Source organism: Aquimarina agarivorans (assembly GCF_000218485.1).
Classification (GTDB): domain Bacteria; phylum Bacteroidota; class Bacteroidia; order Flavobacteriales; family Flavobacteriaceae; genus Aquimarina; species Aquimarina agarivorans.
This window is the reverse complement of the sequence record NZ_AFPB01000168.1, coordinates 13820-29351: the sequence shown is the minus strand read 5'-3', so window position 1 is coordinate 29351 and position 15532 is coordinate 13820. Positions and strand designations below refer to the sequence as shown.

Sequence of the window (15532 nt, the reverse complement as noted above, 5' to 3'; positions counted from 1 at the left end):
AGGAAGTAAGATGAGCTATTCTTGTTATTATACATACTATTGATACCCTTTACAGTATTAAATTGCTCATTTACAATGACTCTTTTCGCTTGCTGTTTTGTTTATTAACCAAACGGAAATGCTAATTTTATTGGAGTAATTAAAAATCAGATTTAATAGAATTCCTTAATCATATTTTAGCAAACATTAAAAAGCTTGAAAAAAAATTTTTTTTCAAGGCTTTTTAATGTGATTTTAAACACAAAATATAATTTGATAATTTTACTTTTTTATGAACTTGTATAAAATTGTTTTTTCCTTGTCAAGAAGTAAATAATACAATCCTGATGAAAGATTTGACACATTTATTTCAGAAGTATCTCCTGCATTTATTTCATTACCCAATAAGTTAAGTATTTTCCAGCTTTTGTAATTACCTTCAATTTTTAGTAAGTCTTGTACTGGATTCGGATAAACAGTAACAGGAGCTTCATTAGCTTTAAAATCAGAAGTGGTTAACGTTTTACTCTTTTCGTCATAAACAAAAATTTCAGTATTCGCATCGGCAAAACCAGTCAAGCTTTCATCCACCTGCATAAATATTAATAGTAATAATTTGTGTCCAGTTGGTAATTCATCTGTTGTTGGTATTTTTTCTGTAAAAATTACACCGTTGTTAGCCCCAGTAGTAAAATTTGTAGGCACGGGGTAATTTATTGTTACAGTATCATTATTTTTAGCTGTATCAGGCACTATAATTTCAAATGCAGTAGTAGCTACAGTATCTCCAGTTTCATCAATTTGCCTTAGTTGTAAGGCTACATAATTTAAATCTTCTTCTACACCATCAGTTATGGCAGTAGCGTAGTTGATCTCTAATGATATTGCTTTGCCTGTCATTAATTCGGGTAATGTTCCTGTTGGAGGTATAAATGTAGCTTTGTTTGAAAACTCAATTTTTCTCTCTCGATCAAGCACTCCGCTTTTGGCAATAATTATTTCACTTTCTGTACTCTGAAAATCTGCATCATTATTGACTGAAATAAATGTGACAAGTACTAATTCATGCCCTGCGGGTAAATCAATGGTTGATGGTATAGGACTACCATCCTTAAAATTTTCTGGTATCTGAAATTTAATCCCAATACTACTAGCATTAGGATTATCATCAAGCAACACCGCATTAAATTCTGTAGCGTTTACTGTTTCTCCGCTTTCATTTTTTTGTCTAATTTCAATAGCTACATAAGTCAATTCTTCTTCTACCCCTTCAGCTACTCCAGTGGCATATGAAATTCCTAAATCTAAAACTTCTTTTAAATCAACAACGGGTATTGACTTTCCTTCAGGGATGAAGTCACTTAAATTATCAACAGAAAGCGATCTATTTCTATTTCCAACTGGTTTTGGCACTACAATTTCGCCATCTACCCTATTAAAGGTCCACTTGGCATTTTTACCTAATGCTTTAACACTCCTTGTCCCGTCGGGATTTCCTACTTTTCCAAACAATAATTTTACCTCATCAGCATTTGTTGCAAGTGCTGATTGTCTTTCATTTCCACCTGCAAAAATATTAAAAGTACTCCCTTTCTTAAAAATAGTCCAGTACGGTAAATTTTCTTCGTCGGCAGAATAGCTGAACATATTTGGAAATAAATTTTCTTCGGTTTTATTAAATATATTGAACTCCGTATAAGGAACTGCTGTTTCCATATATTCGGAATTCCCCACATTTTGTATGATATATGTATAAGGCGTATTTGATGTAATTTTCCATTTTAAATGATCACCATCACCACTTTTTGTGGTTAAAGAATTTCCTGTGGCTGGACATAGTTTTTTGTTATTTTCAGTATTAATGATCTCATAGATTCCGTTTGGAAGCAATGGCTGTCCTTCGCTTAATCTTCTAATGTTTCTTTCAGCAGGCAAATAATCGTTTATTACCGATTCAGTATCCGTGTCTAATAAATCTACTTTTAGGTTTTTGTTTTGTGGTAATTCTAACCCTTTATTCTCTGAAATTTCAATGGTGTGGGATAAAATTTCAAAAGGTATAGGCTCAATGCCTCTATTTTCATAAAAAGTAAAATCAATAGAATTTTGATTTCCTGAATTTGCCTTGCTCAAGTCATTAGCTGTTATTGAAACCCTATTTGCTGCGTAAGCACTTATAAAAAACCCGTAGCTTCCGGTGATGGTGTTGCCTGAAATTTTAATATCACTTACAATTTGCAACTCACGGTCCAGTACCACTAATTTAGTCCTAGCATTATCACAATTAAAAATATTGTTACTAAGCGTAAAGTTGCTCGAAAATTCTTCGACATGTGCCATATCAACTTTCCCTTTAGTATCATTAAAAGTTGATTGTGTGACTATCATATTTTTACACCTTGAAATTGCAATACCAGCATCAGTAAATTTACAATTTTTGACTGTTGTTCCTTCCAAATCCCAAACTACAGGATATTCCGTGTTACCTGCATCTAAAGAAATTGCTCGGTCATCAAATCCTATAATCGCCTCTGGCTCAAAAACGCATTTATCAAATGTAATTTTTTTTGAAGTATCCAAGCGTCCTTTTCTATCCGTCCAAAATCCAATTCTTCTATAATTATCAATGGTTACATTTGTAAAGGTTGCACCGATTCCGTTACCTGCGTGAAACGGATAAGCCGTACCATTAAAACTTACGTTTGTAAACTCCAAACCAGTGTATTGAATTTGTGTTTCATTGTGAGGCTCTTTCACCAAATAAGAAGGGTGTCTAGCGTCAATCAAAACGTCAAAAACATCTTCCCCCATATTCTCTCTTTTAAATTCAATGTTTTTAAACTTTATGTTATTTGACCGTATTGTAATATTTGATTTGGTAGTAATGGTGGTCTTTATACCGCTGGCACCTCTTTCTCCACTTTTAAAATCATTGCCTGGGTTTAAACCTTCAAATGTAAGTGCTTTGTTTAATGCCAATAATTTTCCATTATTTATAGTATAGTTAGCACTTTTAAATAAAATTGTAGCTCCTACGGGAGCATCTTCTATGGCTTTTTGAATTTTTGAATAGATATCACCATCATTGGTGTATACCGCATCAAAGTCGATAATTTGTGCATTTCCAACACAAAAAATAAAAAAACTAAGCAGTGTAACTACAAACTTATTAAAGGGTTTTAATTTAATTTCCATATGCAATTCATATTTATGTTGTTCTATAAGCTGCCAAATATAATTTCATAAATCACTTAATTAACACCACCTCTATAATTCATACACCTATTTTAGTACCATAGCTTTATTTAATGACTAAAACCTATATTTAGGCAAGCCATTTTATTCAATTCTTTTTTTTAATTGATGACTAAGCTATCTTTTGAATTCAATTCATTGAAAATTAATTTTTTACAACAAAAAGTCCAACAAACAATTAAGTTATTGGACTTTTTGCATCACTATGACCGTGTTAAAATTTACTTACAGTACTTGCCTGTTTTACGCTAGTTTTTTATCAATTTGTAAGAATTTGTAGTGTTATTATCAAAAATAACGTAATACAAACCTGGTATAAAATCGGCAACATTTACTTCTGGGTCAGTTCCTTTTGCTATTTCAATTCCTAGTAAATTGTAAATTTTCCAAGTGGTAAACGCTCCTTCAATAGTCAATTTTTTGTATGCTGGGTTGGGATACACTGCTACAGCAGTATTATTTGTATTAAAATCACCCACTGTTAATGTATTATCACCCTGCTCCTTTAAAACTATATCCGTATTTGCTTGAGCAAAACCCGTATCACTTTCATCAACTAACATAAATACTAATAGTAATACCCTGTGCCCTGCGGGTAACTGCGCCGTAGTAGGTACTTTTTCAGTAAAAATGATACTATTATCTGCCCCTGTTGTAAAATTGGATGGTATGGTGTAATCAACAGTTACCGTATCATTATTTACAGCGGTTTCGGGTACAACAGTTTCAAAAGCTGTAGTTGCTACCGTAGCACCAGAACCATCAACCTGACGCACTTGTACTGCTACGTAATTTAAATCTTCCTCTACCCCACCTGCTAATGCAGTTGCATAGGTAATATTTAATGCGGCTGATTCACCAATAACAAATTCAGGAAATACTCCTCCTGGTGCTATAAATGAATCTTTATTGTTAAAACTAATTGATCTGGTTCTACCCGCTTTAATAACAATAGTATCATCGGCATTTGCAAAACCAGCATCACCATCAACAGACATAAACATTAGTAATATTAATTCATGGCCAGCTGGCAGCTCCTCAGTAGTTGGTATTTTTGTCCCATTTTCAAATTCAGTAGGCACAGAATAATTTATAGTTGTATTTGCTCGGTTTGGACCTTCGTTTGGAATAACTGCCTCAAATTCACTAGTGGCTACCGCATCCCCGTTTTCATCCAATTGCCTGATTTGTATAGCCACATAATTTAAATCTTCTTCTACCCCACCTGTACTTGCCGTTGCATATTCAATATCTAATGGTACTACAGCACCTAAACTAAACGCTGGTTCAGCTTCTCCAGCAGGAATAAAAGTATCTCTATTTTTAAAGGTAATTGATCTTGTTCTATCACTAGCACCTGAACCATCATCTACTGGTTTGTATGTACGTACCCAATCCACTTCCATTAAATTCTTAAGGCTATCTTCAAGATCAGCTCTAGGCGAAATTGGACGGGCATGATGACTTTCAATATCCATAATCATAAACACCTCTCTAAATACTTGATTTTTTAGCAACCCTTTATCAATTGGCAAATTACCATCATTTGGTATGGGACTTTGCAAAATTGCCGACTCGTATGTACCGTCCAAAAGGCTGGCATTTCGGCCTTCCACAAAATGATTTCCATTTTGAGTTGGCTGACCATCTATATAAAATGTTACCTCGTTTGGGCTTTTCCAATATACCCCAAATTGATGAAAATCATCCCTCCAAAATCCCGTATTATCTGTTTGGTAATTTGGAATATCCCTGTTTGTTTGGAAAAAAGTTTGATAGGTATTATCTACATTAATAGCGCCATTAGGTCCTTGACGATCAAATATGTGAAAATTGGTAGACATCTGTTGGCTAAAAAAAGGATCTGGTGAGCCCCCGTATACTTCTAAAACATCAATTTCGTTAAATCCACCACTGTCAAGCATCCAAAAGTTAGATGAATTTTCAACATTGGCTACTTTAATACTCGCTTCCATATAAATTGGGTAGCGCACCTTAGTTTTTGAAGAAACCACTCCGCAAAAAACACTATTCACATTTCCATCGCCGTCCAATGTGTGTGGAGTTGCTCTGATTTCCAATCGATTAGTTATATTATTAATTGCCGAATTGGCCGTAGTCCAAAAAGTAGCTCCTGGTCCTTTAAAGGCGGGGTCTGGATTGTAACTATCGTCCCACTTTGAAGTAAATAAAGGACTTTGTTTTCCCATTCCATCTGGATAATTAAAGTCATCTGAAAAGTCATCTTGTAATTCCCATTCAAATCCGTCATCAGGTGCAACCGGAATGGCAATATTTTCAAATTCGTAAGTTCGTTGAGCATTCACTGTAAATGCTGTAAAAGATGTAAATAAAGCTAATTGAAATATTCTTTTCTGCATAAATAATAATCATTTTCTGCAGCTCCGATTTTTAGGTATACGCAATACAAATTATGATTAATTAGTACAACTATTGCCTACAAAACCTAGCTACAACCTATTGCTTTTTAAAATAAATAACTGTTTGTAACCCTTGTGTTTACTGGAGTTTAATATTAAAAACAAAAAATGACACTATATTTTGTGATAGAAGTTTTCCTACATAAAAAATAAATAAAGCATAAGTTTTGGTTAAAATGACCAATTTTAATTTAATGCTCTTTTATGAACCCTATAGCATTTTGGTTAAAAACTTCGTGACGCTCAACGTTTACTACATGTCCACAGTTAGGAATAATAAATAAACGAGCTTGTTTATGAATATTTACTATTTTACGAATAATCGGTAAAAAAAGATAATCTTCCTCTCCCATGATATAAAGTGTAGGAATATTAACATCCTTAGCTCTAAAAAAACGTAACAATGGATTAATTTCTGCCGTAAGTTTAAACCATTTAATAAATTCTTTTTGGTATAATTTTTTTGCTTCCCTAACAAACAATAATCGTGACTGTTTGTGGTTTTTACGTGGCATAATGATAAAAGCAAATAGCTGATATAGATATATATAAGGTACTACCGATTTAAACCAAACACCTAATCGCATAAGTACTTGCGACCTGAAATTCATTTTCATTATTGCGCCTCCCATAATCATACTTTTCACTTTTTCGGGAGATTTTTCTGCTAAATTTCTTATCAGAATAGTACCCAACGAAATACCGATAAAATGCGAGTTTTTAATTTTAAGGTAATCTATAACCTCAAAAATATCATCCGTAATCGCATCAAAAGTATACGTTGAGGCATCAGCAGTTAACGTTTTGGATTTACTATCGCCATGTCCGCGCAAATCCAATACCAATACATTGAAATGTTTCGTAAAAGAGCGTAGCTGCTTAAACCAAATATTTGAACTGCCTCCTGCTCCATGTACAAAAGTTACCCATTCGGTATTGCTTGGATGTAAATATGTATTGTGGTGTAACAATGGCTCTTTTTTAGCAAATATAACTTACTCTTTTAAATTTTTAGCTTTGTTTAGCAAATGAGTAAATAATTTATAACAAACTTAGTTTTTCAAAAAATAATGCATTCCAAATGCCTTTAAATAAAACTTATCAACTACAAATCCAGCGCTTATTTGTCCTAAATAACTATCCCCATGCTCAAAACAGTTTCACATCAAAGCATAAAAAATAAAATTTATACATAATTAAAACTTAGTAATGTATACAAACGACTAATAGCCTAACTTTGTATGCTGTTTATTTTTGACGCTTATTATTTGAATTTGACATTAAATATAAGTCAAAAAACTAATTTATTTTATGCGCTGGTCTTTAAAACCAAAACCAAATTCTGAAAACGTAACCCATTTACAACAAGTCCTTACTGTAAGTAAAAGTATTGCGCAATTACTAGTGCAACGCAATATTAACAATTATGAAGAGGCCAAACATTTCTTTAGGCCAAATTTAAACCAATTGCATGATCCTTATTTAATGAAGGATATGAATTTGGCTGTAGCCAGAATTATAACAGCTATTGAAACGCACCAAAATATAATGGTTTACGGGGATTACGACGTTGATGGCACTACCAGCGTTGCTTTAATGTCATCCTATTTAAAATCGTTGTATCCAAATGTTACTACTTACATTCCTGATCGCTATGCGGAAGGCTATGGAGTATCTTTTAAAGGTATTGATTTTGCACATGACAATGATATCCACCTGATCATTGCCTTAGATTGTGGTATAAAAGCCATCGATAAAGTAGCCTATGCAAAAGAAAAGGGTATTGATTTTATTATTTGCGATCACCACAGGCCTGGGCATGAAATTCCAAAAGCAGTTGCTGTACTGGATCCAAAACGAACAGATTGTGAGTACCCTTACAAAGAGCTTTGCGGTTGTGGCGTTGGTTTTAAATTAATACAGGCCATACACCAACATTTAAAGCTTAATTTTAATACTATTATACCCTATTTGGATTTGGTAGCTACTGCTATTGGTGCGGATATTGTTCCCATTACTGGAGAAAATAGAACGTTAGCTTTTTACGGACTACAAATAATAAATCAACAACCAAGACCTGGTTTTAAGGCGCTTATTGCGCAAACAAAAAAACAAAACCTCAGTATCACCGATGTTGTTTTTATGATTGCCCCACGTATAAACGCAGCAGGAAGAATGAAACACGGATTACACGCCGTGGACTTACTTTCCGAAACAGATTACCCTACCGCAGTGAACTACGCAAAAGCCATTGAACTGTATAACACCAACCGTAAAGATGCCGATAAAAAAATTACTCAGGAAGCCCTGTTGCAAATAGAAGAAAACAAGGAAACTGAACAGTTTTCTACAGTAGTATACCAACCACATTGGCATAAAGGTGTTATAGGAATAGTAGCATCGCGCCTAACCGAAACTTATTACAGACCCACACTTGTTTTTACAAAAAGTGGTAACAAATTAGCAGCATCAGCGCGCTCCGTTATTGGGTACGATGTATACAATGCCTTAGAAGCAAGCTCCCAATTTATTGAACAATTTGGAGGGCATAAATATGCTGCTGGGCTAACGTTAACCGAAGAAAACTATCCTAAATTTAAAGCCAAATTTGAGGAAGTGGTAAAAAAACAAATTGATCCCAAATTACTATCGCCAGTGATTGAAATAGATCAAATATTGTGTTTTGACCAAATTGATGCCAGGTTTTACCGTATTTTAAAACAATTTGCCCCTTTTGGACCATTAAACAGAGCGCCAATTTTTATGACAAAAAATGTTGTTGACACTGGTTACGCCAAAACTGTTGGTGCTGACAATAAACACTTAAAATGTCATTTTAAATGCTTGCAAAAAGGTATCCAATTTGCGGGCATTGGTTTTAATTTAGGGCAAAAATTAGACTTGCTTAAAAATCAAACACCAGTTCATATTGCATATACCTTAGATGAAAATGAATGGAACGGCACGGTAAGCTTGCAACTCAGAATTAAAGATATTAAGGTTGGTTGATGTTTGTTTGTTACACGTTCTAGCTGGTTTTTGCCTAAATGAATACATTTAAATATAAAAGTTATAAATCTTTCCTATTATCATTTTTTATTTTAAATTTGTAACCAATGTGTAAGGTTGTATAATATGGTTATGAAAAATTATTATTCGCTAGCTGATGCGGCAAAAAAGTTAGGAAAAAGTAAAGAAACTTTGCGTAGATGGGATAGAGATGGAAAATTAGATGCTGTTCGCGAGCCAGTTAGCAATTATAGAGTTTATCGGAAAGAAGATATTAATTCTTTGATTGATCCTCTACTTTCCGAAATAGATAATAATATTGTCAATACTGAAATTCCAATTAAAGACTATAGTGTTCTTGAATTATTTGCTGGAGCTGGTGGTTTAGCAATTGGCTTAGAAAAATCTGGAATAAAATGTAAAGCTTTAAATGAAATAGATAAATGGGCTTGCAAAACTTTAAGAAAAAATAGACCTCATTGGAATGTTTTGGAAGGTGACATAAAAGATTTTAGTTTTACTAAATACAGAGATAAAGTTGAAATTGTAACTGGAGGATTTCCTTGTCAAGCTTTTAGCTATGCAGGAAAAAAATTAGGTTTTGATGATGCTCGAGGAACTTTGTTTTATGAATTTGCTAGAGTTGTAAAAGAGGTTGACCCATTGATTTGTGTTGGTGAAAATGTAAAAGGATTACTTTCTCACGATAAAGGAAAGACCTTACTAGGAATGATTTCTATTTTAAATGAAATTGGATATAATGTTGTTCCAGTTCAAGTATTAAAAGCCATCAATTACAATGTGCCACAAAAAAGAGAACGATTAATTTTAGTCGGTATTAGAAAGGATATTGATATTGTATACCAATACCCTAAAGCTTATAATGTAATTTATAATCTATCTGATGCTCTTAAAAAAGGAGAACTTTATAACACAGATGTTCCTAAATCAGTAGGTTCTAAATATCCAGAAAATAAAAAGCGGATTTTAGACTTAGTGCCTCCAAAAGGTTATTGGAGAGATTTACCATTTGAAATCCAAAAAGAATATATGGGTAAAAGTTTTTATCTAGGTGGAGGAAAAACTGGTATAGCAAGAAGAATAGGTTGGGATGAACCTAGTTTAACTTTAACTTGTAGTCCTGCACAAAAGCAAACGGAAAGGTGCCATCCAGATGAAACAAGACCTTTTACTGTCAGAGAATATGCTAGAATTCAAACATTCCCAGACGAATGGAAATTTGAAGGTTCAATTTCTCAACAGTATAAACAAATTGGAAATGCTGTGCCTTGTAATTTAGGAAAAGAACTTGGTTTTTCCATTATTAAATTTCTTAATAGTGTTTACTCAAAATCAAATAAATCTGAGTCTTCTATTTCTTTAGCTAAAGTCATGTAGCCTTTTTTAAAAAAATCTTCTGTATCAAGACTTAAAATCATTTGGTCAAGATTAGTAACCAATTTATCATAGAAATCCTTAAAACCTGTGAGTCTGTGCCAAAACTCTTTACCAATTATTACTGGGAACTGTTTATCAATTTTTTGATAGTGTGGACTCAATTGATCTTCTTCTCCATAAAGAACACCTAAAATCAAATCTGAATTGTTAAGACTCATTGAGTTTGTTCTTGCTAAATTGGTGACCGTTGTAAATTTTTTTAAGAGTGGATTCACATCCTCTGAATTAATAGTGTTAGGTCCCGACTTAAGTTGACACCATTTTTTTCTCTTATCAACTTTATCTATGAATTCAATATCCATTCCTTTTATTAATGAACCTTGAGCGAGTTTCAATTCAACAAACATATTTTGAATTCTTGTTCCAAATGATGTGTTAATCGAAGTTCCTAGAATTCTAGGATAATAAAGAGCTTTTGCGATTCCAATAGGAGTAAAATCATTATCTAATATTTTTGATAAATACTTAACAATAATTGGATTGATTTTATAAGATTTAAGTTTTGAATGAGTCTTTATCGAACTTATTTTATGATTTTCAAAAATTTTATCTTTAAAATATTCTGTAATTATATTTAGTAGTTCATTTTCGGTCATTTTTTAAAGATAAAATTTTATTCCAAATGAAAATAAAATTGCACAATTATATTCTAATTATCATAATATCAAAACTTCACAAAACTAATGCTTTCCAATTAAGATGTAACTGGTGCTGCAATACCATTTGTTTTTGATTCTTCCAAATCAATTGGTCTTCCTAAATAAGCTAAAATACTTCCGTCAATGTAATTTTCAATGATTGCTCCAATTGAAGAAATAATCTGTATTTCGCCATCAGGCAAGCGGATAAATAACGGCACAATATATTCATCCTTTTCGGTAATTTCCATAATGCTACGCAAATGTTCTTTATTTACCAGTGGCACTTCGGAAATAGCTGGGTACATACTCGCCACTTCAGATAGTTTATTAAAATCGTGGGTACTTGAAAATAAGCCCAATTCAGGAGTAGCTACTTCCTTATTCATTTCTTGCTCAGTAAGCATGCGGTAAGTACCATTTTCGCCAAACTGCTCTTTAAATTTGGAAATTGCTTTTTCATTAATGGCATCATTTCCGGTCAGGGCCATTAAAAAACCTACGTTACTTAATTCAATATTATCAATCAAATAGTCATTAAAAATATTCGCTTCAATGGCGTCCAATCCTAAATCTTTAGCCGTTTCAATATTATCTTGATTACTATCAACTAACACTAAATAACGTCCATTTTGTTGTAAATAGGAAGCAATTAAACGTGATACTTTGGAAGCACCAACAATTAAAATACCTTCAGATTTGCGTTGGAACACTCCAACTAATTTTGCAAACATGCGTGCTGTTGTAGCATTTAATAATACGGTTCCCAATACAATCATAAAAACCAAAGGCGTAATATATTCGGCTCCAGGTTCGCCTGCCAAACTCAATCGTGTTCCAAATAACGAAGCAATACCTGCGGCTACAATACCACGCGGTCCCATCCAACTTATAAATAGTTTTTCGTTTAAACGAAGTCCAGAATTTATTGAGCTTATAAAAACACCTACTGGCCTTACTAAAAAAACTACTACCACAAATAAAATTACGGTTTGCCAATTAGCAATAAGCAGTAAATCATCAATATTGATATTTGCCCCCAAAAGAATAAATAAAATGGATATTAATAATACACTCAAAGATTCTTTAAAATAAAGCAGCTCTTTTAAATTTGGAATATTTGTATTTCCTAACACCAACCCCATAACTACTACGGCGAGTAAACCAGACTCATGTGCAAACGTATCCGACAATACAAATACACCTAACACTGCGGCAAGTGTAAATACATTCAATAAATAATGCGGAATCACTTTTTTCTTAATCGCAAAACCAAGTCCATGTGCAAATGTAAATCCAAATGTACCTCCAAAAAGTAAAATTTTACCAAATTCTAACAGTGCAGTTTGGGTAAAACCTGATTGATTTTCAACACTTATAAACTCAAACACCAAAACGGCTACTAAGGCTCCAATGGGATCTATAAGAATACCTTCCCACTTTAAAATAGCTGAAAGGTCCTTTTTTAAGGGAATATTTCGTAAAATAGGTGTAATTACGGTGGGTCCCGTTACAATAATTAATGCTGAAAATAAGAATGATATTTCCCAGCTTAAGCCAATAATATAATGTGCAGCAAAACCTGCTCCAAAAAAGGTAATGACCACAGCTAGGGTAATTAATTTTAAAATTACGGGACCAACATTTAGTATTTCGTCACGTTTTAAGGTCAATCCCCCTTCAAACAGAATAATACTTATGGCCAAAGACACAAAATAAAACAAACCATCACCAGGAAATAATCCATTTTTTCCGTTCCAAATAGGCTCTAATAATTTACTGTGATCTACCGTGTAAAGTGTTGAAATTGGACCAAATAAAAGTCCTATCAAAATTAATGGAAGTATTGCGGGTAATTTCAATTTCCAACCCACCCATTGCGCCAAAATGCCCAAAATTACAATACCAGCTAGTTCTAACATTCATTTTTGTGTTAAGCATTAAAAATACAAAACCTGCTCGAAATTTCAATGTTTAATTATACAATTGTAGTTTTTATAATATTTATCTGTACATTTAATATGAATTTGTTGGTCTAGGTCATTTAAGTTTAAATGACCTTTTTATTCGTTTTAAGAAACCTAAAATTTCTGACTAAATCTAAACCACTTCAATACGAGTTCAAAGTATTTATTTATGAAAATTTACCCTGTGGAAGCCGGTTATTTTAAGCTAGATGGTGGTGCTATGTTTGGAGTAGTTCCAAAAACTTTATGGCAAAAAACTAATCCCGCTGATGCAAATAATCTTATCGATATTGCTTCCAGATGTTTACTCATAGAAAGTAAGAACAAACTCATTTTGGTGGATGCCGGAATGGGATCCAAACAATCGGAAAAATTTTACAGCTACTATAAACGTTGGGGAGACTTTTCCTTAAAAAAATCCATTGAGCAATTAGGTTTTAGCACTACTGATATTACTGATGTTTTTTTAACACACCTGCATTTTGATCATGTGGGTGGTGCTACTCAAAGAAATTTATCCAAAAATAGTATTGAACCAACTTTTAAAAATGCAACCTATTGGAGTAATAAATTACATTGGCAATGGGCAACGGCACCCAATGCCCGAGAAAAAGCATCTTTTTTAACTGAAAATCTACTCCCTTTACAACAAAGCGGACAATTGGATTTTTTAGATGTTACTCCAAAAAACTATAGTGCTAGTCAACAACTCCCCTTTTCCATTTGTTTTGTCAACGGACATACCGAAAAACAAATGCTTCCAATTTTGCAATATCAAGGCAAAACTATCGTATTTATGGCTGATTTGTTACCAACAGCTGGGCATATCCCTTTAGCATATATCATGGGATATGATACCCGCCCTTTGCTTACTTTAAATGAAAAATCTGAATTTTTAGACAAAGCGGCAGCCCACGAATGGTATTTATTTTTAGAACATGATGTCGATAATGAAATTATAACTGTTGAACATACCGAAAAAGGAATTCGACTAAAAAACACCTATACTTTTAACGAACTATTTAATGCTTAGTTTATGAAACGAATATTTAAAATAGCACCTGTTACATTTAGTGCCTCGCTACTTTTAACCAGTTGTTTTTCAACAAACCCAACAATAATTAACACTCCTGCTGAAAAAGTAGATAACTTACCTTTAAAAACAACTGCAATTACCCAGGAGCAGTTAAAAAACTGGAATCAAAGCGATTTACTTTTGGACACCATTCCAGGTATGAGTGTTGATCGGGCTTACAGCGATTTGTTAGCTAAACGAAAAGGCAAAACAGTAATTGTAGCAGTAATTGACAGTGGAATTGATATCAATCACGAAGACTTAAAGGGGAAAATTTGGGTCAATAAAAAGGAGCGTCCTAATAACGGAAAGGACGATGACAAAAATGGATACGTTGATGATGTAAATGGCTGGAATTTTTTAGGTGATGTGGTTGCCGAAAATATGGAGTTTACACGCATTATTCGCGATTATAAGGATAAGTTTGAAGGTAAAACTTTGGCCTCCATTTCTGAAAAGGACAAGGAAATGTTTCAAACCTACGAAGCTGCCAAAACTGAATATGCGCAAAAAGTAGATCAAAACAATCAGCGTATGGCACAGTACGAACCCTTGGCTAAAAACTTAAAAAGTGCGCATACGTATGCTACAAAAAAATTTGCTACCGACAAGTATACCCAAAAAGATTTATTTGCTTGGAAACCTACTGCCGATGAAGCCATACAGCACAGACAACTATTGGTTGGAATGTACCCTAATGTAGAAGAAGGCAAATTTTTTGGCGATTTTGTAACCGATATTGAAGAATATGTGGAATATTTTAAAGAACGTCAGCAAACTCATTTCAACCTGAACTTATATCCACGTAAAATACTAAATAACGATCCTGATAATTTTGAAACTCGTATTTACGGAAATAATAAAGTAGGTGGACCAGATCCTAAGTTAGAGGATGCCGAACACGGTACGCATGTGGCAGGAATTATTGCGGCAAACCGTAAAAATACTATTGGAATGAAAGGAATTGCCGAAAATGTAAAAATTATGCCCGTTAGGGCTGTTCCCGACGGTGATGAATATGATAAAGATATTGCCATGGCAATACGCTATGCCGTAGATAATGGAGCAAAAGTGATTAATACCAGTTTTGGTAAGTACTTTTCAACCCACCCTGATTGGGTGCGCGATGCCATCCGATATGCCGCTAAAAAGGATGTACTGATAGTAAATGCAGCCGGAAATGAGTCTAAAGACTTGGATGTAACCACCGTGTACCCTAACGATCAAACCTTAACTGGTGCTGAAATTTCCGATAACTTTATCACCATTGGTGCTTTAAATTATGATTACGGAACACGCCTGGTGGCTGATTTTTCAAATTACGGAAAACAAAATGTAGATGTATTTGCCCCTGGTGTAAAAATTTATTCTACGGTACCCAATAGCAAATATGAATTTTTACAAGGAACCTCTATGGCGGCACCAGCTGTTTCAGGAGCCGCGGCGGTTTTACGCTCGTATTTTCCTAATTTGACAGCTAAACAAGTAAAAACAATTCTTATGGAAAGTGGAAACGCCTCCAAAACCAATGTTGTAGTTGGTTCAGGAATAGGAAAATCATTTCAGGAAACCTCAAAATCAGGTAAAATGGTCAACCTGTACAACGCCATTTTGCTTGCCCAGCGCTACTAATCATTAAATTAACCAAACTGATCTAAATTAGGCAGTAGTTTGGATCAGTATATATTACCTTACGGGAGAAGAAACCCC

General features: G+C 33.7%; 9 protein-coding genes. 4 read left to right on the top strand and 5 right to left on the bottom strand.

The features are described from left to right. Positions 1 to 261: 261 nt before the first annotated feature. The 3 genes from GMC_RS0113910 to GMC_RS0113900 form a co-directional block, all read right to left on the bottom strand. Positions 262 to 3174, bottom strand: a complete 2913-nt coding sequence (locus tag GMC_RS0113910) for a T9SS type A sorting domain-containing protein (RefSeq protein ID WP_010522725.1) — start codon at positions 3172 to 3174, stop codon at positions 262 to 264. 308 nt (positions 3175 to 3482) lie between these two features. Further along, the gene (locus GMC_RS0113905) at positions 3483 to 5615 is read right to left on the bottom strand and encodes a family 16 glycosylhydrolase (RefSeq protein WP_010522724.1); all 2133 of its coding nucleotides are present in this window, start codon (positions 5613 to 5615) and stop codon (positions 3483 to 3485) included. Between the two features lie 251 nt (positions 5616 to 5866). Beyond that, positions 5867 to 6646, bottom strand: a complete 780-nt coding sequence (locus GMC_RS0113900; protein WP_010522723.1) for an alpha/beta fold hydrolase — start codon at positions 6644 to 6646, stop codon at positions 5867 to 5869. A gap of 340 nt (positions 6647 to 6986) precedes the next feature. Between GMC_RS0113900 and recJ the strand changes: the two genes are divergently transcribed. After that, positions 6987 to 8684 (top strand): single-stranded-DNA-specific exonuclease RecJ, encoded by a 1698-nt coding sequence (recJ, locus tag GMC_RS0113895; protein WP_010522722.1) that lies wholly within the window; start codon positions 6987 to 6989, stop codon positions 8682 to 8684. Positions 8685 to 8810: 126 nt separating this feature from the next. After that, positions 8811 to 10082 (top strand): DNA (cytosine-5-)-methyltransferase, encoded by a 1272-nt coding sequence (gene dcm / locus GMC_RS0113890; protein ID WP_010522721.1) that lies wholly within the window; start codon positions 8811 to 8813, stop codon positions 10080 to 10082. Here dcm and GMC_RS0113885 read toward each other — a convergent pair. Further along, positions 10028 to 10738 (bottom strand): PmeII family type II restriction endonuclease, encoded by a 711-nt coding sequence (locus GMC_RS0113885; RefSeq protein WP_010522720.1) that lies wholly within the window; start codon positions 10736 to 10738, stop codon positions 10028 to 10030. The two genes, dcm and GMC_RS0113885, sit on opposite strands and share 55 nt — an antisense overlap. Before the next feature lie 98 nt (positions 10739 to 10836). Further along, on the bottom strand, positions 10837 to 12702 hold the full coding sequence (locus GMC_RS0113880) for a cation:proton antiporter (RefSeq protein WP_010522719.1): 1866 nt from the start codon (positions 12700 to 12702) through the stop codon (positions 10837 to 10839). A gap of 214 nt (positions 12703 to 12916) precedes the next feature. On the opposite strand from GMC_RS0113880, the gene GMC_RS0113875 reads away from it, so the two are divergent. Then, positions 12917 to 13780 (top strand): MBL fold metallo-hydrolase, encoded by an 864-nt coding sequence (locus GMC_RS0113875; RefSeq protein WP_010522718.1) that lies wholly within the window; start codon positions 12917 to 12919, stop codon positions 13778 to 13780. A gap of 3 nt (positions 13781 to 13783) precedes the next feature. After that, on the top strand, positions 13784 to 15454 hold the full coding sequence (locus GMC_RS0113870; RefSeq protein ID WP_010522717.1) for a S8 family peptidase: 1671 nt from the start codon (positions 13784 to 13786) through the stop codon (positions 15452 to 15454). Positions 15455 to 15532 lie beyond the last annotated feature (78 nt).